The organism is Cohnella sp. 56 (assembly GCF_037963805.1).
Classification (GTDB): domain Bacteria; phylum Bacillota; class Bacilli; order Paenibacillales; family Paenibacillaceae; genus Cohnella.
In genome coordinates this window covers 61,859-80,816 of record NZ_JAZDQE010000022.1, presented here as the reverse complement: position 1 = coordinate 80,816, position 18,958 = coordinate 61,859, and the positions used below count along the sequence as shown (strand labels likewise).

General features: G+C 60.5%; 18 protein-coding genes. 7 read left to right on the top strand and 11 right to left on the bottom strand.

Annotation, left to right across the window (positions count from 1 at the left end; translation table 11 throughout):
- Nucleotides 1-60: 60 nt before the first annotated feature.
- Nucleotides 61-864, bottom strand: a complete 804-nt coding sequence (locus VQ071_RS26545; protein ID WP_340517527.1) for a Cof-type HAD-IIB family hydrolase — start codon at nt 862-864, stop codon at nt 61-63.
- 229 nt (nt 865-1,093) lie between these two features.
- Between VQ071_RS26545 and VQ071_RS26540 the strand changes: the two genes are divergently transcribed.
- A complete protein-coding gene (locus VQ071_RS26540) occupies nt 1,094-2,170 on the top strand; it encodes a hypothetical protein (RefSeq protein ID WP_340517525.1) in 1,077 nt (358 codons plus the stop codon).
- A gap of 123 nt (nt 2,171-2,293) precedes the next feature.
- Nucleotides 2,294-3,640 (top strand): GH1 family beta-glucosidase, encoded by a 1,347-nt coding sequence (locus tag VQ071_RS26535; protein WP_340517524.1) that lies wholly within the window; start codon nt 2,294-2,296, stop codon nt 3,638-3,640.
- 56 nt (nt 3,641-3,696) lie between these two features.
- Here VQ071_RS26535 and VQ071_RS26530 read toward each other — a convergent pair whose 3' ends face one another.
- Nucleotides 3,697-4,632, bottom strand: a complete 936-nt coding sequence (locus VQ071_RS26530) for an Rpn family recombination-promoting nuclease/putative transposase (protein ID WP_340517523.1) — start codon at nt 4,630-4,632, stop codon at nt 3,697-3,699.
- 246 nt (nt 4,633-4,878) lie between these two features.
- On the opposite strand from VQ071_RS26530, the gene VQ071_RS26525 reads away from it, so the two are divergent.
- Nucleotides 4,879-6,621: a B12-binding domain-containing radical SAM protein gene (locus VQ071_RS26525; RefSeq protein WP_340517521.1), complete on the top strand. Its 1,743-nt coding sequence runs from the start codon at nt 4,879-4,881 to the stop codon at nt 6,619-6,621.
- A gap of 88 nt (nt 6,622-6,709) precedes the next feature.
- Here VQ071_RS26525 and VQ071_RS26520 read toward each other — a convergent pair whose 3' ends face one another.
- Nucleotides 6,710-7,282 (bottom strand): TetR/AcrR family transcriptional regulator, encoded by a 573-nt coding sequence (locus tag VQ071_RS26520; RefSeq protein ID WP_340517519.1) that lies wholly within the window; start codon nt 7,280-7,282, stop codon nt 6,710-6,712.
- Between the two features lie 151 nt (nt 7,283-7,433).
- On the opposite strand from VQ071_RS26520, the gene VQ071_RS26515 reads away from it, so the two are divergent.
- Nucleotides 7,434-8,906: an MDR family MFS transporter gene (locus VQ071_RS26515; protein ID WP_340517517.1), complete on the top strand. Its 1,473-nt coding sequence runs from the start codon at nt 7,434-7,436 to the stop codon at nt 8,904-8,906.
- Between the two features lie 531 nt (nt 8,907-9,437).
- Here VQ071_RS26515 and VQ071_RS26510 read toward each other — a convergent pair.
- From VQ071_RS26510 to VQ071_RS26480, 7 genes are all read right to left on the bottom strand, one after another.
- The gene (locus VQ071_RS26510) at nt 9,438-9,908 is read right to left on the bottom strand and encodes a MogA/MoaB family molybdenum cofactor biosynthesis protein (RefSeq protein ID WP_340517515.1); all 471 of its coding nucleotides are present in this window, start codon (nt 9,906-9,908) and stop codon (nt 9,438-9,440) included.
- A 233-nt stretch (nt 9,909-10,141) separates the two neighbouring features.
- On the bottom strand, nt 10,142-10,624 hold the full coding sequence (locus VQ071_RS26505) for a hypothetical protein (RefSeq protein ID WP_340517513.1): 483 nt from the start codon (nt 10,622-10,624) through the stop codon (nt 10,142-10,144).
- A gap of 80 nt (nt 10,625-10,704) precedes the next feature.
- Nucleotides 10,705-10,902 (bottom strand): hypothetical protein, encoded by a 198-nt coding sequence (locus VQ071_RS26500; protein ID WP_340517511.1) that lies wholly within the window; start codon nt 10,900-10,902, stop codon nt 10,705-10,707.
- Between the two features lie 191 nt (nt 10,903-11,093).
- Nucleotides 11,094-12,071, bottom strand: coding sequence for a type I phosphomannose isomerase catalytic subunit (locus tag VQ071_RS26495; RefSeq protein WP_340517509.1), 978 nt, complete (start codon nt 12,069-12,071; stop codon nt 11,094-11,096).
- Complete coding sequence (locus VQ071_RS26490) at nt 12,068-12,472, bottom strand: VOC family protein (protein WP_340517507.1); 405 nt, start codon at nt 12,470-12,472, stop codon at nt 12,068-12,070. Before VQ071_RS26490 ends, VQ071_RS26495 begins: the two co-directional genes overlap by 4 nt.
- A gap of 15 nt (nt 12,473-12,487) precedes the next feature.
- Entirely contained in the window at nt 12,488-13,105 is a 618-nt protein-coding gene (locus VQ071_RS26485; protein ID WP_340517505.1) for a tRNA (mnm(5)s(2)U34)-methyltransferase, read from the bottom strand.
- A 4-nt stretch (nt 13,106-13,109) separates the two neighbouring features.
- Nucleotides 13,110-14,093, bottom strand: a complete 984-nt coding sequence (locus tag VQ071_RS26480; protein WP_340517504.1) for a TIGR01212 family radical SAM protein — start codon at nt 14,091-14,093, stop codon at nt 13,110-13,112.
- A 314-nt stretch (nt 14,094-14,407) separates the two neighbouring features.
- Here VQ071_RS26480 and VQ071_RS26475 point away from each other — a divergent pair, with 314 nt between their 5' ends.
- The 3 genes from VQ071_RS26475 (at nt 14,408) to trmB (ending at nt 16,488) form a co-directional block, all read left to right on the top strand.
- Entirely contained in the window at nt 14,408-14,596 is a 189-nt protein-coding gene (locus VQ071_RS26475; protein WP_340517502.1) for a hypothetical protein, read from the top strand.
- 173 nt (nt 14,597-14,769) lie between these two features.
- Nucleotides 14,770-15,594 carry an MBL fold metallo-hydrolase gene (locus VQ071_RS26470; protein WP_340517501.1) on the top strand — a complete coding sequence of 275 codons (825 nt, stop codon included), beginning with the start codon at nt 14,770-14,772 and terminating at the stop codon, nt 15,592-15,594.
- A gap of 87 nt (nt 15,595-15,681) precedes the next feature.
- Complete coding sequence (gene trmB / locus VQ071_RS26465) at nt 15,682-16,488, top strand: tRNA (guanosine(46)-N7)-methyltransferase TrmB (protein ID WP_340517500.1); 807 nt, start codon at nt 15,682-15,684, stop codon at nt 16,486-16,488.
- A 160-nt stretch (nt 16,489-16,648) separates the two neighbouring features.
- Here the strand turns inward: trmB and VQ071_RS26460 are convergent, their stop codons facing one another.
- Nucleotides 16,649-18,400, bottom strand: coding sequence for a methyl-accepting chemotaxis protein (locus VQ071_RS26460; RefSeq protein WP_340517498.1), 1,752 nt, complete (start codon nt 18,398-18,400; stop codon nt 16,649-16,651).
- Nucleotides 18,401-18,958 lie beyond the last annotated feature (558 nt).

Genomic DNA, 18,958 nt, shown 5'->3' with positions numbered 1-18,958 from the left:
AAGAAGAGCGCGCGGGAAGCCTTTGTTAGTTTGAAAATACGGTTAAGCAACAAACGAAGGTTAGAGCTTCAAAATAAACTTGTCGACGACATGCTTGACGCCGTCCTCGTTGTTGCTGAGCGTGACGAAGTCCGCGATCTCCCGCAATGCCGGCACCGCATTCGCCATCGCCACACCCAGTCCCGCGGCTTCGATCATCTCACGGTCGTTCCAGGAATCCCCGATGGCGATCGTCTCGTCGATGGAGATGCCGAAGTGCTCGGCCAGAAACTTCAGCGCATGGCCCTTGGTGCCTTCGCGGTGCGTAAATTCCAGATAGTGCGGCTTGGACTTGGTGATGTGAACCTCCGGACCGAGGAGCGCGTGCAGCTCGGGCGCGATCTGATCCAGCAAGGCGGGTTCGTCGATGATGATCAGCTTCGTATGGCGGCCGATCGGCAGCGCGTCCAGCTCGGGCTCGACGATATAGGGAATATTCGATTGCTTGGCATAGGCGGCCAGCCTGTCGCCGTCGTCGAAGGAATAAAGCTTGTCGTCGATATACGTCTGCAAGTGCAGCTGCCGGTCGCGCGTATAGGCGTACAGCTTGCGGACCGCTTCGAGGTCGACGGAGCGCTCGTACAGCGTACGCTCGTCCAGCAGGTTGCGGACGAGGGAGCCTTGATACGTAATGAGCGGTACATTCAGGCCGACCTGTGCGGCCGTCTGCTTGGCCGAAGCGAACATGCGACCGGTCGCGAGGGTCACATGTACGCCTCGGGACAGCGCCTCGGCAAGCGCGCCGCGCGTCGCTTCGGTGACCTCGAGTTCGTCGTTCAGCAGCGTATCGTCGAGATCGATGGCAATGAGCTTGTACGAAGGCATAGCGGTTTCTCTCCTTTTATATGGGCGGACATGACTTCTCGATTGTAACGCATTTGACCGAACGGCGACAATCAGGGCCGCTGCCGGTCGCTGGCCGGGCCAGTGTTCGACGTGGTCAATTTTTCCAAGGTGGAACCATTTTCGGGTTCGAGGCGTCTACAAGTTGAAAGGCGGCCGAAGCCTTTGGAGGCAACCGGTCATCAACAGAGGCAAGGAAAGGATGAATCCGATGAACGATTCGACGAAAAACATAACGCTGAAAGCAGGAAGGCGGCTGCCCGCCTTGGGCGCCGTACTGCTGCTCGCCGCGGGGCTGACGGCTTGCGGCGGCGGCAAGGACAATGCCGGTCCTGGCGCCTCGGGGTCTGCCCCCGCATCCTCGCCGGTGCAGTCGGAGAGCGCCTCGGCGTCCGCGACGCCCGCTGCCAGCCCTACATCCGATGCCAATAACGATGCCGCGCTGCTGGAATCCTTCAAGAAGCTCGCCCAATCCGACGTATCCGCGGCCGAGCTGAGCAAAGCGCTTGACGACAAGCTGGCGCAGGCGTCGCCGGAGACGGGCGACGCGCTGATGCGCGAGATGCTCGCTTATTACGAGCGGCGTATTTCTGACGTGCAGGAGAAGTTCAACCCGCAGAACGTTCAGCAGGCGCTGCAGAAGCTCGAATGGCCGCCGACGGACGATCAGATCGCCAAGCTCGAGGATGAAAAGGTCCGCGCGCTCGTACAGGAGACGACGGACGGCGGATACAAGCTGGAGACGGCCGAGGGCATGTACTTTCCGGTCGTGGACTTCGCCAAGCTGAAGCGGGCCGATACGCATGTCACCGCCGCGATGAAGGATTATATCGCGCTGCTGGCCGTCGAATCGGACCATAAGTCGGCTTCGGACGGGGGACTCGTCATCGATTGGGCCGAGGTCGCCGCGCGCGCCGCGCAGGCGGAGGCGTATGTGGCGGCGTATCCGACATCGCCCGAGCGCGACCAGGCCGAGTCATTGTTTGCGACGCGTTACATTCCCTTTTTGCTGATGGGACTGAGCAATACGCCCGTATTCGACCACGAGACGTTCAAGCTCGATCCGAAGGTCAAGGCGGCACAGCAGCAGGCGATCGCAGATTATCCCGGCACCGTCACGGCGAAGCTGACCCGGCAATTCCTGGACGTGATGGAGAAGACGGGCGGTGCGGTATACAAGAAAGGCAAAAACGGGCAGCAGGTCGATATTCCCGAAGTCAAGGCGTTCTACGACAGTCTCGAGAGCCATGCCCGCGAGCTGCTGGACGAAGCCAATCCGAATAAATAAGCGCCAATATCGCACAGCATATCGTATGGTCGTTCGCTGCGTTTTTCGTATAAAATAGAGATGGAAAACGTTTTACATGAGCGAACGAATGCAGGACGATTATGAAGTGCGGAGGGGTAAGCAATGGCTTCGATCCAATTTCCGAAAGACTTCGTGTGGGGAACGGCTACAGCATCCTATCAAATCGAAGGTGCTTACAACGAGGACGGACGGGGAATGTCGATCTGGGATACGTTCTCCCGTACGCCGGGCAAAGTCGTCGGCGGCGACACGGGCGATGTGGCCTGCGACAGCTATCATCGGTACGAGGAAGATATCGAGCTGCTTAAAAACCTGGGCGTCAAGGCTTACCGCTTTTCGATCGCATGGCCGCGCATCTACCCGGACGGCGACGGCGAACTGAACCAGAAGGGACTTGACTACTACGCGAAGGTGATCGATGGCTTGCTGGCGGCGGGCATCGAGCCTTGCGTGACGCTGTATCACTGGGATCTGCCGCAGGCGCTCCAGGACAAGGGCGGCTGGGACAACCGCGATACGATCCGCGCGTTCGTACGCTACGCGGAGACGGCGTTCAAGGCGTTCGGCGGCAAGGTCAAGCAGTGGATCACCTTCAACGAGACCTGGTGCGTGTCGTTCCTGTCCAACTATATCGGCGCGCATGCGCCGGGCAACACCGACCTGCAGCTCGCCGTCAACGTCGCGCACAACTGCATGGTCGCGCACGGCGAAGCCGTCAAGGCATTCCGCGCGCTCGGCATCTCGGGCGAGATCGGCACGACGCACAATCTGTACTGGTTCGAGCCGTACACGACCAAGCCGGAGGACGTCGCCGCCGCGCACCGCAACCGCGCCTTCAACAACGAATGGTTCATGGACCCGACCTTCAAGGGCGAATATCCGCAGTTCATGGTCGACTGGTTCAAGGGCAAGGGCGTCGAGGTGCCGGTCCAGCCGGGCGACATGGAGACGATCGCGCAGCCGATCGACTTCATCGGCGTGAACTTCTACAGCGGCGGCTTCGGCCGGTACAAGGCAGGCGAGGGCCTGTTCGACTGCGAGGAAGTGCAGGTCGGCTTCGACAAGACGTTCATGAACTGGAACGTCTATTCCGAGGGACTGTACAAGGTGCTGTCCTGGGTGCACGAAGCATACGGCGACGTGCCGATCTACATTACCGAGAACGGCGCATGCTACGAGGACGTGCTGACACCGGAGGGCCGGGTGCACGATGCGGGACGCGCCGATTACTTCAAGAAGCACTTCATCCAATGCCATCGTCTGATCGAGTCCGGCGTGCCGCTCAAGGGCTACTTCGCCTGGTCGCTGCTCGACAACTTCGAGTGGGCGGAAGGCTACGCCAAGCGCTTCGGCATCGTATACACCGACTATGAGACGCTGAAGCGTTATCCGAAGGACAGCTACCGCTTCATCCAGGAAGTTATTGCGGAGAGCGGATTCGAAGCTTGATCTTCAATAAGAACGAACAAGCGGCAGCCGGATTCGTCCGGTCTGCCGCTTGATTTTTACACTTCTGTATTCGATGTGGCGATGTCCTCCGGCGGCAGGCCGAGGAGGTCCGCGATTTCCGCATCGGAAAAGCCTCTCGACCGCATGCGTCCGATGGTGGCTGACTGCAAGGCTTTTTTTCCTAGTTCAATGCCTTGCTCAATGCCTTGCTCAATGCCTTGTTCAATACCTTGTTCGATGCCCTCTTTCATGCCTCTCTCGTAGCCCCAGCGTTCCCATGCCGGCATCAATTCCATGATTGTTTCCTCCTCCTCGGGATGCAAGTCGACGAATTCCCGCCATATCGATTTCTCTTCGCGCGCTTCGGGTACGAAATACAGGTCGGCGACGGACCTCACGAGCGCCAGCCTGGCGCCGTCAAGCTTGTCTCTCATACGAAGCAGCATGGTCAAATAGGCAAGACGCAGGCTTCGCCTGTCCTTTTGATTATAGCCCATTTTGGCCAGCAGCGCAGCGGCTACGGGATTGTCCGAGCCGATAAATCTGCGCCAGTCCTGCCGGCCAAGCTCGAGCTTCAGCATCTGGAACCGGAGGATCTCATGCCACGGCAGCGCCATCGACACCGTGTCGGGCTCGTCCTTCAGATCGGCTCTTGTGAAAATGGCGATCGGCACGATGAGCTTGTGCTCGGCCCGGTATTTCTCGTAGAGACGGCTGAAGTAAATGTACATGCGTTCGGCGAACTTCGGATCGCGGTAAGATTGCGGCTCCAGATGAATCAGGATGTAAGCGTTTTGTCCTTTGAGCTTGGTCTCGATGAGCAAGTCGAGCTGCCGCGCCTCGGCGCCTACGATATCGACGAGCAGCTCCTGCATGAGCAGGCGGGTGTGCGAATAGTCGATCCATTCGTCCAGCTCGGGAAAAAACAGTTCGATGAATTCGTTGAAAAAGGTTTGCAGCAGCTTTTTGAACGCTTCGTCATGCGGTGCCATTTAGCCCCTCCTTTTTCCGCTCCGGACGCAAAAAAACCGCAAGCTCTCCTGGGAGAGGCCTGCGGCGCATGCTTTGCTGCCGTGAACGGGATATTCATTGCATCGATCATAACACGCGAATCCCGGCTCGGGCAATCTTAAATTGCCTCGCGCGAGCTGGGGTTCCCGCTGCCCGCTTTTACACGGCAACCGCAATCCCGTACAATAGAAAGAGTAGAAGTCTGATTTAAAAAGAGAGGGACAAGCATGAAGGTCGTCCTCGCGACGCTGAACGCCAAGTACATCCATACGTCGCTTGCCCTGCGCTGCCTGAAGGCGTACAGCCAGGACGAGTTCCCGATGGAGATCGCCGAATACACAATCAAGGACCCACCGATGTCCGTCGTCTCCGACCTGTTCGCCAAGCGGCCGGATGTCATCGGATTCTCCTGCTACATATGGAACATTGAAGAGACGATCACGATTATCGACATGCTGCGCAAGGTACTGCCGGAGACGACGATCGTCCTCGGCGGTCCGGAGGTGTCGTACGATACGGCACATTGGATGGAGCGTCTGCCCGCCGTCGACCATATTATTATGGGCGAGGGAGAGGAGACGCTGCGCGATCTGCTGCGGGAGCTGTCCGGCAGCCGCAAGTTCCACTTCGTGTTCGGTCTCGCCTACCGCAAAGGGGAGGAGATCGTCGTCAATCCCGGCCGTCCGAAGCTGGATCTGGCGACGCTGCCTTCGCCGTACAGATTCGCTGAGGACGTGCCGAGCCTCGCCAATCGCGTCGTCTATTTCGAGACGAGCCGCGGCTGTCCGTTCAGCTGCCAGTTCTGTCTGTCGAGCATCGAGGTCGGCGTCCGCTACTTCGACATGGACCGGGTGAAGGCCGACATTCTGTATCTGATCGACAGCGGGGCCAAGCTGATCAAGTTCGTGGATCGCACATTCAACATCAAGCGGGATTACGCGCTTGAGATGTTCCGGTTTCTCATAGAGAATCATCGGAGCTGCGTCTTCCAGTTCGAGATCACGGCCGACATCATGCGCCCGGAGGTGTTGGATTATCTGGCGGAGCATGCGCCGCCCGGGGTGTTCCGCTTCGAGATCGGCGTGCAGTCGACCAACGATGTCACCAACCTGGCGGTACAGCGGCGGCAGAACTGGAGCAAGCTCGTGCGCACGGTCACGAAGGTCAAGGACAGCGGCAAGATCGCCCAGCATCTCGACCTGATCGCCGGCCTGCCGCATGAGGACTACGACACGTTCCGGCGGACGTTCAACGACGTATTCGCTCTGCGGCCGGAGGAGCTTCAGCTCGGCTTCCTGAAGATGCTGCGGGGAACGGGGCTGAGGCAGGACGCGGACAAGTTCGGCTATATTTATATGGACAGGGCGCCCTACGAGATGCTCGGCAACGACCTGATGCCGTTCGCGGACATCGTTCGCATCAAACGCGTCGAGGACGTGCTGGAAAAGTACTGGAACGCGCATCGCATGGACCGCACGATCGAATATTTGGTGCATACCGCGTACCCGTCGCCGTTCGACTTTTTCCAGCGGTTCGGCGATTACTGGGAAGCGCGCGGCTGGCAGCGGATCGGACATCAGCTGGAGGATCTGTTCGTCCGGCTGATGGCATTCCTCCAGGACGACCGTCATCCTGCGCTTGATCCGGACGTGACGCTCGGTCTGCTCAAGATCGATTATTACCTCCAGCACAAGTACAAGCCCCGCAAGCTCTGGTGGGAGGAACGGCTGGACAAGGACGACTGGTCGGCGCGGATGAAGCAGGCGGCCGGCGAGCTTGGCACTACCGAGCGCGAGCTGGCCAAGATGGCGACGATCGACCGGCTGCCGTTCGATTATGCGATATGGGAGCGCGAGGGACGTGTCGATCGCTCGCGCGAGTCGACGCTCGTCTTCCTGTACGGCGGCGAAGAGGCGCCGGCGCGTATGGTCCCGCTGGCAGGGCCGGTACGGGTCGCCTCGGGCGGCTGAACAGACGATGCGACAAGGTGGCGCTACACATAAAGACGGCTTCGCGCGATGGCGGAGCCGTCTTTATGTGTGCGCACGGTGAGGCCAATTACGTGGACTGGCGGTTAAAGATCGCCGGATTCAGCAGTTCGCCGATATAACGGTCCATCGTCTCCGCAGAGATATCCGTGCCATGCTGCACCCACCAGGCGCCGAGCCCCGTTAGGCCGCCCGCGTAAAACTCGGCGATAATCTCGGCGGGGACCGGAAAAGGACCCTCCCTGCGCTCAAGCTCCATAAAATCGTTTCTCATGAACCCGGCGCCGATGCGCTGTATGAAGCTTTTGACCGAGGGCGAATCCTGTTCGGACTTCATGATCGTGCGGAACTGATGCTGATGGCCGACACGCTCAAGCAGCTGCATCGGACGCCGCATCCGTTCTTCCAGGTCCATGGCGGCCAGATCCTTGTTCAGATCTTCGAGAGCCGCGCCCAGCAAATGATACTTATCTTCAAAATGTTTGTAAAACGTCGTCCGGTGAACCATGGCCCGTTCGCAAATCTCGCCTACCGTCAGCGATTCGAACGTCCTGCCGTTCTCGCCGAGCAGCGCCATGAGCGCATTCGCAAGCAGCTTTCTCGTACGCCTTACCCGCAGATCGGTAGATGCGTCGCTTTTCATATACATTAATGCCCCCGTTGTAGATTAAACTACATTTTGCGCGAATTGATGCTTGACCATAGACGGCGAATGCATTGTATAGTAAAGACTAACACTTGTACAAATAAACATACAAGTGTAGAAAAAGAGAACGGGATAGGAGGCTTCACCAATGAACGCGGCAACACCGTCGTCCGGAGGGGCGGCAATCGATTTAAGCAAAATCCGCAGGGGACCGATCGTCTTCTCGCTCATCATCGGGGCGTTTGTGGCTATTCTGAACGAGACGCTGCTTGGTAATGCGCTGCCTGACCTCATGCGAGAGTTTGAGGTCGGCGCGACGACGATCCAGTGGCTCAGCACCGCGTATATGCTCGTCATCGGCGTGCTGGTGCCGATCACGGCGCTGCTGCAGCAATGGTTTACGACACGGCAAATGTTCCTGTCCGCGATGTCGCTGTTCTTCGTCGGCACGGCGATCTCGGCCTTCGCGCCAGAGTTCGGCGTACTGCTTGCGGGTCGGGTCGTGCAGGCGATGGGGACGGGCTTGATGCTGCCCGTGCTGATGAACACGATTCTCGTTATTTTTCCGGTCGAGAAGCGGGGGGCCGCGATGGGCCTGATCGGCCTCGTCATCATGTTCGCGCCCGCGATCGGGCCGACATTGTCCGGAGTCATTATCGACTCGCTCAACTGGCGCTGGCTGTTTTACCTCGTGCTGCCGCTGGCCGCCTTCTCCATCGTTTTTGCGGCGGCATTCCTGCGCAATGTCACCGATCTGACGAAGCCGAAGGTGGATATCGTCTCAATCCTGCTGTCGACGCTCGGCTTCGGCGGCATCGTATACGGCTTCAGCAAGGCCGGGGAGAGCGGCTGGGGCGACACGGAAGTCGTCTGGTCGCTGGCCGTGGGCGGCCTCGCCCTGCTGCTGTTCATCTGGCGGCAGCTGGTCGTGAAGGAGCCGATCCTCGATCTGCGCGCCTTCAAGTATCCGATGTTCAGTCTCGTGACGGTGCTGTTGTTCGTCGTCATGATGACGATGTTCTCCACGATGACCATTCTGCCGATGTTCCTCCAGGGCGCGCTGCTGCTGACCGCCTTCAAGTCGGGCCTGCTCATGCTGCCCGGCAGCATTATCAACGGGATCATGGCGCCGGTGTCGGGCAAGCTGTTCGACAAGTTCGGCCCGCGCGTGCTCGTCATTCCCGGCCTGGCGCTGACCGCGCTATCGGTCTGGATGTTCACCGGCATCGATACGGATGTGTCCAAGGGCTACGTCATCTTCATCCACATCATCATGCTGATCGGCATCTCGATGGTGATGATGCCCGCGCAGACGACGGGTCTGAACCAGCTGCCGCGCCACCTGTATCCGCACGGCACGGCGATTCTGAACACGCTGCAGCAGGTGTCCGGCGCTATCGGCACGGCGCTGTTCATCAGCATCATGTCGAGCGGGAGCAAGGAATATCTGGCCGGCTCGAGCGATCCGGAAGCGCCGACGGAGGTCGTCGCCGGCTTGATGGCGGGCCTGCACGACGCCTTCTGGATCGGCTTCATCGTCGCCCTCGTCGCGCTGGTCGTCGGCCTGTTCATCCGCCGGACGAAGGCGCCGGAGGAGCAGAATTCCAAGCAGGCGGCTTGACTCGACTGATACAAAAAAAGCATGGCAGGATCCGCATTTGGCGGGCCGGCCATGCTTTTTTAATTGAATGAACGCAGCTGCATGCCGCGAAAGTAGTCCTAGCCAGGACTACTTAGGGGGAGGCCGGGTGCGTCGACGCGAAAGTAGTCCTAGCCAGGACTACTTCGGGGGAGGCCGGATGCGTCGGCACGAAAGTAGTCCTAGCCAGGACTACTTCGGTGGAGGCCGGGTGCGTCGGCGCGAAAGTAGTCTCAATCAGGACTAATTCGGGGGAGGCCGAGTGTGTCGACGCAAAAGTAGTCCTAGCCAGGACTACTTCGGGGGAGGCCGGATGCGTCGGCACGAAAGTAGTCTCAACCAGGACTACTTAGGGGGAGGCCGGGTGCGTCGACGCGAAAGTAGTCCTAGCAGGACTACTTAGGGGGAGGCCGGGTGCGTCGGCGCGAAAGTAGTCCTAGCCAGGACTACTTCGGAGGAGGCCGGATGCGTCGGCGCGAAAGTAGTCTCAACCGAACTACTTCGTCATGCGCGTCACTTCGGATTGTCCTTGTAAATCTCCCGCATGACATGGCCAAGCTCCGGCAGGATAAGCCTGGTCATCGCCAGGCGGACGGCGCCGGTCGAGCCCGGCATGGAGAAAACCGCCGTGCGGTCGATCGTGCCGGCGATCGCGCGTGACAGAATGGCTGCAGAGCCGATGTCCTCGGTGAAGCTGAGCATGCGAAAAATCTCGCCGAAGCCGGGCATTTCCTTGCTCAGCATGCCTGCGACGGCTTCGCAGGTCGTGTCGCGCGCGGCAATGCCGGTGCCTCCGTTCAGGAGCACCGCCTCGATCGCAGGATCGTCAGCGGCTTCCCGCAGCAGATTCCGGATGCGGTCATATTCGTCCGCAACGATGAGCGCCGATCGGACTTCATGACCGTGCGCTTCGAGCAGCTCGCGAATGAGCCGGCCGCTCTTGTCTGTCTCGATGGTGCGCGTATCCGAGACGGTGATAATCATGCAGGCGACGGAAGCAGGGGCCTCGCGCCGGTGCTGCTCGGTCGAAGTCAGGGAATTGATGAGCGCCTACCTCCTTGTCAGCAGATAAAAAAACGAACCCGCCAGGCGGACTGTCGATCCGCCGATATCGGGTTCGCCATGTGTAGCCGAACTGGCGGTCAGACTGTGAGCAGCGCCGTCAATCGGGCTGTCGGCGGAACAGGCAACTGAACCGGCAGCCGGACGGGGAATCGTTATTCTGGGCGGTAGGTATCCGGCTCTTCCTGCGCATGCAGGATGTCGTCGCCAGCACGGTCGTGCATGGCGCGGCCGGAGCCCGTCCGGATAAGCCGATCCGCGATGGCGGGCAGAAGTAAGAAAAGGGCATAGGCGAGTGTCATCCATATTGTAAACGTATGATACTGCCCTTCATCAAGATCGTACAGCACTTTATCTCTGTAGAGCAGTACGAACGTGTCGAGCAGCAGGCCGATCGTCGCGCCGATGAAGCCGAAGCGGGTCGCGGAGCCCGCTTCGGGGAACAGGCGCAGTCGCACGACGAGCGCCACGCCGAGAATTACGAGCGCCGTCAGCGCCTCCAGCAGGAAAAGCGAAGCGCCGAACTGCCGGTCTTCCGCGGCGACGAGCACCCAGTCGCCGAAAAGCATGAAAAAGAGCGTCCCGAGCGCCCACATCGCGACGCCCAGCCCGGATAAAATCAGCATTTGTCTCAGCATGCCACGGATCTTTCCTTTCGCGTCCGCTCAAGGGACGCGGGAGTGGTCTGGCAAAATGCAGCGCCAAGCGCAGCACGGCATCAGGCAGGCGCAGCGCCATCCGCCATAGGCAGCGCCGAGCGCAGCACGGCATCAGGTGCAGCGCCATCCGCCATAGGCAGCGCCAAGCGCAGCACGGCATCAGGCGCAGCGCCATCCGCCATAGGCAGCGCCAGGCGCAGCACGGCATCCAGGCGCAGCGCCATCCGCCATAGGCCGCGCCAAGCGCAGCACGGCATCAGGCGCAGCGCCAAGCGCCATAGGCAGCGCCGAGCGCAGCACAGCATCAGGCGCAGCGCCATCCGCCATAGACAGCGCCAAGCGCAGCACGGCATCAGGCGCAGCGCCATCCGCCATAGGCAGCGCCGAGCGCAGCACGGCATCAGGCATCAGGCGTAGCGCCATCCGCCATAGGCAGCGCCAGGCGCGCTTAAGGCAGCTGGCTGCGCAGCACGGTCATGTCGCCGCCGAGCCGGTAGGCGCCGAGATTGGCGGGCAGGAGCAGGCAGTCGCCCGCCTTCACGTCCAGGCTGCCGCCGTCCCAGGCAAGCGAGCCCTGGCCTTGCACGGCGATCAGGATGACGAAGCTGTCGGACGGGGTCGCCAGCTCCCAGTCGCCATGCACGACGCCCTTGTCGGTCTCGAAGTATGGCGACGAGGCGAGGCGCAGCCATTCTCCGGCCGGCGTGCCTGCGGTGGACATGCGGCTCGCGCCTGCGCCCTCGTAGTCGGTCACGTTCAGCGAGTCTTCGATATGGAGCTCGCGTGGTTTGCCGTCGAGTCCGGGACGGTCGTAGTCGTACAGCCGGTAGGTCGTGTCCGAGTTCTGCTGAATCTCGGCGACCAGCACACCCGCGCACAGGGCGTGAACCGTGCCCGCAGGAATGTAGAACGTATCTCCTGCCTTGACGGATACCTCCTGCAGCGTGTCCATGATCTTGCCTTCCTCGATGGCCGCCGCCAGCTTGTCGCGGGTCGTGCCCGGCTTCAGGCCGTAGATGATCTTGGCGTCCGGCGCGGCGTCGATGACGTACCACATCTCGGTCTTGCCCAGCTCGCCTTTGGGCAGGCCGGCATAATGATCGTTCGGATGAACCTGGACGGACAGATCGTCATTGCAGTCGAGCAGCTTGATGAGCAGCGGGAAGCGGCCGAGGCCCGCGACGGCTCCCTTCGCGCCGAACCACTGCGCGCCGAAGCGCTCGCGAATCTCGTCTAGGCCGAGCCCTGCCAGCTCGCCGTTCTGCACATGCGATACGCCGTTCGGATGGTCGGCGATCATCCAGCCTTCGCCGATATGTCCCGGCGGCACGTCGAAGCCGAACTGCTCGAGCGCGCGGCCGCCCCATACGCGTTCCTTGAATTCGGGCTTGAAGTGCAGCGGGTAAGGTCTGATCGATTGGGTCATGCTTGGTTGCCTCCTCTGGTCGATTGGAAAAATTCAAGCGATTCGCCGTCCGGTCCGCGGAAGAAGAAGTAGCGGCTCCCGTTCGGCAGCGTCGTAATCTCGGCGTCGAGCCCGTCGACGTCCAGCATCGAGATGCGCGAGTATTCGGCTTCGATGTCGTCGACGTTAAAGGCGACGTGATGCACGCGCCCTTCAGGGGCGAGCGTCACGTCGTAGCCTTCGATGAGCTCGAGCTCCGTCTCGTCGGCGCCAGGGAAGGACAGGAATGCGAGGCGGATGACGCCGTTCGTATGCGGCAGCGTCTCCGTATGTGCGAGTCCGACGGTCTGGGCGTAGAAGGCGATGGAGCGCTCCAGATCGCTTGTCATAATGCCGACATGCTCGATTTTTCTGACAGCCATGAATAACAGCCTCCTTTATTTTTTCTCCAGGGCATACAAATAGGGCGAGGCGGGCCGCTTCGGGAAGCGGTACAGCAGCGCCTGCGCAGTCTCGTCCGGCAGCAGTGCGATCCAAGCATCCACGGCCGCCGCCTCGTCCCGACCGCCCTCGTGGCCGGGGTAGACGACGACCGTCGCGATCCCGCCCGGCGCGAGCAGCCGGAGGGCGGCATCGAGCGCGGCCAGCGTCGTGTCAGGCTTTGTGATGACCGGGCCCGGGACATCGCCGGGCGAAGCGCCGCCGGGTCCGCCCGGCAGGTAGCCGAGGTTGAACATGACGGCGCCGATCCGCCCGTGCAGCTCCGCGGGAATCAGCGCCGCCATCTCCTCGTGGCCGGCGTGCAGCAGCGTCGCCTCGCCCAGCGCGCCGGCCACGCTCCCGCGGGCGGCGGCCTCCTGCAGTCTGGCGCGCGTGCGCGCCAGCGCCTCCTCCTGCACGTCGAAGGCGTACACCCGGCCGCCCGGCCCGACGGTCCGGGCGAGAAACAACGTGTCCACGCCGCCGCCCGCCGTGGCGTCGATGACCGTCGAGCCCGGCGGCGTACGCTCGGCTACGAGCCGCTGAGCCGTCGTCAGCACGGAGTGGAAGCCCATGCGCTCAGCGTCCCTCCCAGTGCTTACCCTGCCAGCTGTCGCGGCGCACCAGCTCGGCATCGATGGCGTTCAGCACTTCCCACTTGTTGAGGCTCCACATCGGCCCGATCAACAGATCTCGCGGCGCGTCGCCCGTCAGACGGTGGACGATCATGTCCGGCGGCAGCAGCTCCAGTGAATCGACGATCAGCTTGATATACTCGTCCATCTCCAGGAACCGCAGCAGGCCTTCCCGCCACTGCCGCACCATCGGCGTCTTGCGCATCAGGTGCAGCAGATGGATCTTGACGCCCTGGACGTCCATTGCGGCCGTCTGGCGCAGCGTCTCCATCATCATAGATTCATCCTCGCCCGGGAGCCCGTAGATGATGTGCGTGCACACCCGGATTCCTCGGGCGCGCAGGCGCGCGACGGCATCGAGATAGCAGGCCGTGTCGTGAGCGCGGTTGATGAGCTGCGAGGTGCTCTCGTGCACCGTCTGAAGGCCCATTTCGACCCACAGATAAGTCCGCTCGTTCAGCTCCGCCAGATAGTCGACGACATCGTCGGGCAGACAATCCGGCCGCGTGGCGATCGAGAGGCCGACCAGACCCGGCTGCTCCAGAATGACTTCGTAGTACTCCTTCAGCGTCACCAGCGGCGCGTATGTGTTCGTGTACGCCTGGAAGTAACCGATGTACTTCGCTTCGGGCCACTTGAGATGCTGACGGTCGCGGATCGTGTTGAACTGGGTGACCAGATCCTGCCTGCGGCTGCCGGCGAAGTCGCCGGAGCCCCGGGCGCTGCAGAACGTGCAGCCGCCGGCCGCGATCGACCCGTCGCGGTTCGGGCAGGTGAAGCCCGCGTCCAGCATCACCTTGAACACCTTCGTGCCGAATTGCTCCCGCATTTCGTGGTTCCACGTGTGGAATCGCTTGCCGCTCCATTCGCGCGACCCAAGCGGTGCGAGCCCGGGGCCGGAGGCGGCCGTATTTTCAATGATCGGCATGATTGGATCGCCGCTCCTTGTGCGTTTAAAATTTAAGCTTCTTCTATTGTAGCTGAAAATAGTCCCGCGCACCATTTTCATCGATTCATTTTGTATAGAGGGGCGATTTCAATAAAGAACTTTTGTGGCCGAAAAGGCTTGAAAGAGGCGTTCGCCTCCTTGCTAAACCTGACATGACCTGTTATATTAAAAGTACGTCAGATCAATAAAAATATCTGACATGAAACGATACTAAGCCGTCTGTCGGTTACGGTCGCATAAGCTCGGATAAGCTAGTCACAATCAACCTTATTTTCAGAAAGCGAGTGAACAATATGAACACTTCCGTACGCATCCCGCAAGGCGACGACACGATGAAGGTCGAACTCACGGTCAAGGAAATGATGGCGCTTGCAGGCATCAAGTTCAACAACAATCACGGCGTAGGCACTTCCGCGAAGAAGAAGCTTCAGGAGGCGCTCGAGCACCACTATCATATCGAAGATTCGCGTCCGCTCAACTAATCCGAATAATCCGCACCACAGCCGCAGACCTTTCATGAACCGCCTGTCCCATTTTAACGGGAGGGCGGTTTTATTTGTGTCGGGACGATCGGCAGTTTCGCCGCAGTCTTCTTTTCTCGAGGACCAGGTTGTCCTATACTGTTGCAAGGCGCATACATAAAGGAGGCGGACGGATGCTGTGGATCGATGACGGTGCCGTGAAGGTGTTCATGAGCGAGCTGTACCGGACGACGTCGACTGTCGTCGTGACCGATTCGCATATCGTCGTCGCCGACCCCTGCTGGCTGCCGCGCGAGGTGGACGAGATTCGCGCACATGTCGAGCGGGAGCGGGGAGACAGGCAGATCGTGCTGCTGTTCACGCATTCGGACTTCGACCATATCATCGGGCAGGGCGCGTTCCCGGAAGCCATCGTCGTCGCAAGCGGCAGCTTCGCCCGTAATTCCCAGGAGGAGCGCGAGCTGCAGGTGGCGCAAATTCGGGAATTCGACGACAAGTACTATTTGAAAAGGGGATACGACGTCGGCTACCCCGAGACGGATCATGCGATGGACGGGGACGGCGCCGTGCTGGAGCTGGGAGCTGCAAGGCTCGTCTGCTATCAGGCGCCCGGCCACAAAGCGGACAGCATGATGACGGTCGTCGAGCCGCACGGCATCCTGATCATGGGGGACTACTTGTCGGATGCCGAATTTCCCTTTATCTACGACGACAGCCGCGCGTACGAGCGGACGCTGCTTAAGCTCGATGCGATGCTGGAGCGGCACGAGATCAAGCTGTTTGTGCCCGGGCACGGCTCGCCGTCGACGGACGCGGGAGAGATGCGGTCGCGCCGCGACGCGGATCTGCGTTATATTCGCGAGCTGCGCCAGGCCGTGGCGGCGGGCGACGGCGCAGGCATCGAGCGGCTCATGGCGGATGCTCCGTTTCCGATCGGGCAGCGCGGGTCCCATGAAGATAACGCCAAAAAGATTGCGCTGGAGCTGGCGGAAGACTGAGGTTGAAGGGGACGCTTTACAAAGGCGGCCGGAGCCTGCACAATGGATGCGGCACGGTTTTAATATGGGCGATACGGGAGGATATACATGCGATTGCGCGGCAGGAAGTTTAAGCAAGGGCTGGAAGAGCAAGCCGATCTGGTAGTGCTCGAGCCGCAGAAGCTGAAGGGGCGTTGGCACACGTTCTTCGGCAACGACCGTCCGATCATGATCGAGATCGGGATGGGCAAGGGCCGGTTCATCACGCAGATGAGCGCGAGAAACCCGGACATCAACTTCATCGGCATGGATATGTTCGACGAGCTGCTGCAGCGAGGCAGCGAGAAGGCGCGGGCGGTCTGGCGGGAAAAAGGCGAGGAGCGCGTGCCCAATCTTGCGCTCGTGCGCGGCAATGCCGAATTTCTCGAGGAGATGTTCGAGCCGGGCGAGCTGACGCGGATCTATCTGAACTTCAGCGATCCCTGGCCCAAGAGCAAGCACGGCAAGCGGCGCCTGACCCATCCGCTGTTTCTGATGCGGTACAAGCGGCTGCTGTCGGATATCGGCGAGATTCACTTCAAGACCGACTCGCTCAGCCTGTTTGAATTTTCCTTGAACAGCTTCGCGGATGCGGGGCTCCAGCTGCGCAATATCTCGCTGCATCTGCACCGGGACGAGCTGCGCGAGGACCTCGTCATGACGGAGTACGAGACGAAGTTCGTGGGTCTGGGCCAGCCGATCTACAGGCTCGAGGCCGTTATCGGCGCGCGTGCGCTCGCCGCGTATCGCGAGCAGCTTGACGCCGGGCACGCGGAGCAGGAGCGCCGCGCCGAGGAGGCGCTCGCGCGCCGCAGGTCCGGACAGGCCGCCGTGCCGGACGAGGATGAGGACGAGGAGCGGGAAGCGGACGAATAGCGGATCGGCCGACAGCCGACGGACGCAAAAATGGATGTCTCTGGGTCCTAACGGACCAAAGACATCCATTTTTTTGATTCTTGCAAGTTATTCCCGCAATGCCCTGACCGGGGCCGGAAATCGCATGGAAATCCCGTCACGACACGGCCCCCGGACTCGCCTACAGCTTGAACTTGTGCGCCATGAGCTGCAGATCCGATGCCAGTGCGCGCAGCGAATCGGCGGACGCGCTCAGCTCCTCCATCTCCGCCAGCTGTTCTTCGGTAGCCGAGGAGATGACCTGCGACAGCTCGTTGGCGTGACCGGCGACGCGATCCATCTCCTGCATCGAGGCGGCCAGTTCCTCGGAGCTCGCCGCCATCTGCTGCGCGGAGGAGGACGATTCCTGGATCTGCATCGCCACGCTCTGCGTAGCTTTGACGATGGCGGCGAACGAATCGCCCGTGAGCGAGAGTGCCTGCACCCCCGCTTCGACCGCCCGATGGCTCAGCTCCATCTTATCACCGGCCTCGGACACATCCTTTTGCACGGTCTGAATGAGATGGGCGACCTCGGCCGCGGAGTCGCTGGAGCGCTGCGCCAGCTTTTTGACCTCGGCGGCGACGACGGCGAAGCCCCCGCCTTCTTCGCCCGCGCGGGCGGCTTCGATCGAAGCGTTGAGCGCGAGCAGGTTCGTCTGGCTCGCCAGCTCCGCGATGGCCTCGGCGACGCCGCCGATCTGCGAAGAACGCTCTGTCAGGCGGGCGAGGATGCCGGCCAGCTGTTCGGTCGCCTCGCTGATCGCGCGCATCCTGGCATCGGTAGACTGCAGGAGCCGATTGCCCTCGACCGCTTCGAACAAAGTCGACTCCGACGAATCGAACGCTTCGGAGGACGTGTCCGCGATGCGCTGGACCCCCTGCGTCATCTCCTCCATCGCCTGCGAGCTCTCTGCGGCGGCGCGCGCCTGTGTCTCGTTGCCGGTGGCGATCTCCTGAGCAGCGACGGCCATCTGTCTGCTGGCCTGCGTCGTCTCCGCGACGGCGAGGCTCATCGTGCCCGATGCCGCGTTCAGCCGGTCGGCGTTCGTCAGCAGCAGCTTGACGATATCCCGCAGGTTGTCGTGCATACGGATGAATGAGCTCGCCAGGTCTCCGATCTCGTCACGGTTGCGGACGGAGAGACGCAGCTGGCTCAGATCGCCGGACGCCATGCGCCCGGCTTCGGCTGTGATCCGCTTGATGGGATTGACGATTGAGCGGATCAGCATCCATAGGAAGGGTGCAAAAACGAGCCAGCAGATCGCGATCGTGATCCAGATGGCGTTCAGAATACGGCCTTCGCCCGAATTGTAATCCTTCATATAGGAGCCGGCCGCGATGATCCAGCCCCATTCGCCGGGGGCCTTAAGCGCATAGGTGATCTTCTGGGCTTCCTTCGTCGATTTGGGGAGCGGCCAGTCGTACAGGGTGAAGCCGCCGCCCTGCGTGCTTTTGGCGATGATGTCCTTTATGTAATAGAAGCCGGAGCTCGTTTTCTTGTCGATAATGTTCTGGCCCTCGAGCTGCGGATGTCCGACCAGGTCGCCTTGCTCGTTCAAAATGAAAAAGTAGCCGTTCTTGCCCAAGTCGAATGACTTCGTAATGGCTCGCGTTTCTCCCGTCTTGTCGCCGATAAGCTGCTTTTTGACGTATTCTTGGGCTTCGGCGGCTTTCATGCGGCCGCTGGCCGTCTCCGCCTCGAAGCTTTCCGTGATGCTTACGGCCATGTTGACGAGATTTTGCAGATTTTTCTCGATGAGGCGGCTGGATTCGTCGTCGTAAATCCGGTAACTGACTACGCCCAGCGCGGACACCGGAATAACCAGCGTCAGCAGAAACAATGGAATAAGCTTGAGTCTGATCGAGCGTCGCCACGAACTTGCAATACTCACTTTCTTTTCCCTCCCTATGACTATTAAACTAGGACTTAAGACATATCTATCGCTATTATATTCGAAATTGGACAGAGATTCCAATCGTTTCGCCAGTCGTCGTCAATTTTAATGTCGGGCCAGGTTTTCCAAAATAGTGCCGACGACCCGGAAACCCGCGCGCCCCGGATTTCGTCTTATCAAAGGACGACTTTTCATGGACTTGCAGGCTTGCGCCGATGAAAGGCCGTATCGGCAAACAGATCGGGGAGGGATGCCTGACTCCGCGAATGCCTCGCGGTCGGCCCGGGCTGGCAAGGGCCGTTTAACATGACCGGACGTATGGGTACACTTCTATGGAGATATTTTGCGCGCATCCGGAAAATACCGCCAAAACCATTTGCCGCGGTTGCCGTCGAATGGAGAATCAGGTGAGTCTGCAGTCGCTTAAACGGAGAATTCGGGTGCAAGAGGAGGATATAAACAAGCATTCGGGAACACGCCAACAATGATTGCGGTTAAATCCGCATATCCGGTCCGAGAGCGCCGGATACGGCGGCCTGCCGGTTTTGACAAAGC

What these genes read in the sequence shown, in the direction of transcription:
- VQ071_RS26545 (WP_340517527.1), bottom strand. Translation starts at nt 864, where the DNA reads ATGCCTTCGTACAAGCTCATTGCCATCGATCTCGACGATACGCTGCTG.
- VQ071_RS26540 (WP_340517525.1), top strand. Translation starts at nt 1,094, where the DNA reads ATGAACGATTCGACGAAAAACATAACGCTGAAAGCAGGAAGGCGGCTG.
- VQ071_RS26535 (WP_340517524.1), top strand. Translation starts at nt 2,294, where the DNA reads ATGGCTTCGATCCAATTTCCGAAAGACTTCGTGTGGGGAACGGCTACA.
- VQ071_RS26530 (WP_340517523.1), bottom strand. Translation starts at nt 4,632, where the DNA reads ATGGCACCGCATGACGAAGCGTTCAAAAAGCTGCTGCAAACCTTTTTC.
- VQ071_RS26525 (WP_340517521.1), top strand. Translation starts at nt 4,879, where the DNA reads ATGAAGGTCGTCCTCGCGACGCTGAACGCCAAGTACATCCATACGTCG.
- VQ071_RS26520 (WP_340517519.1), bottom strand. Translation starts at nt 7,282, where the DNA reads ATGAAAAGCGACGCATCTACCGATCTGCGGGTAAGGCGTACGAGAAAG.
- VQ071_RS26515 (WP_340517517.1), top strand. Translation starts at nt 7,434, where the DNA reads ATGAACGCGGCAACACCGTCGTCCGGAGGGGCGGCAATCGATTTAAGC.
- VQ071_RS26510 (WP_340517515.1), bottom strand. Translation starts at nt 9,908, where the DNA reads ATGATTATCACCGTCTCGGATACGCGCACCATCGAGACAGACAAGAGC.
- VQ071_RS26505 (WP_340517513.1), bottom strand. Translation starts at nt 10,624, where the DNA reads ATGCTGAGACAAATGCTGATTTTATCCGGGCTGGGCGTCGCGATGTGG.
- VQ071_RS26500 (WP_340517511.1), bottom strand. Translation starts at nt 10,902, where the DNA reads ATGCCGTGCTGCGCTTGGCGCGGCCTATGGCGGATGGCGCTGCGCCTG.
- VQ071_RS26495 (WP_340517509.1), bottom strand. Translation starts at nt 12,071, where the DNA reads ATGACCCAATCGATCAGACCTTACCCGCTGCACTTCAAGCCCGAATTC.
- VQ071_RS26490 (WP_340517507.1), bottom strand. Translation starts at nt 12,472, where the DNA reads ATGGCTGTCAGAAAAATCGAGCATGTCGGCATTATGACAAGCGATCTG.
- VQ071_RS26485 (WP_340517505.1), bottom strand. Translation starts at nt 13,105, where the DNA reads ATGGGCTTCCACTCCGTGCTGACGACGGCTCAGCGGCTCGTAGCCGAG.
- VQ071_RS26480 (WP_340517504.1), bottom strand. Translation starts at nt 14,093, where the DNA reads ATGCCGATCATTGAAAATACGGCCGCCTCCGGCCCCGGGCTCGCACCG.
- VQ071_RS26475 (WP_340517502.1), top strand. Translation starts at nt 14,408, where the DNA reads ATGAACACTTCCGTACGCATCCCGCAAGGCGACGACACGATGAAGGTC.
- VQ071_RS26470 (WP_340517501.1), top strand. Translation starts at nt 14,770, where the DNA reads ATGCTGTGGATCGATGACGGTGCCGTGAAGGTGTTCATGAGCGAGCTG.
- trmB (WP_340517500.1), top strand. Translation starts at nt 15,682, where the DNA reads ATGCGATTGCGCGGCAGGAAGTTTAAGCAAGGGCTGGAAGAGCAAGCC.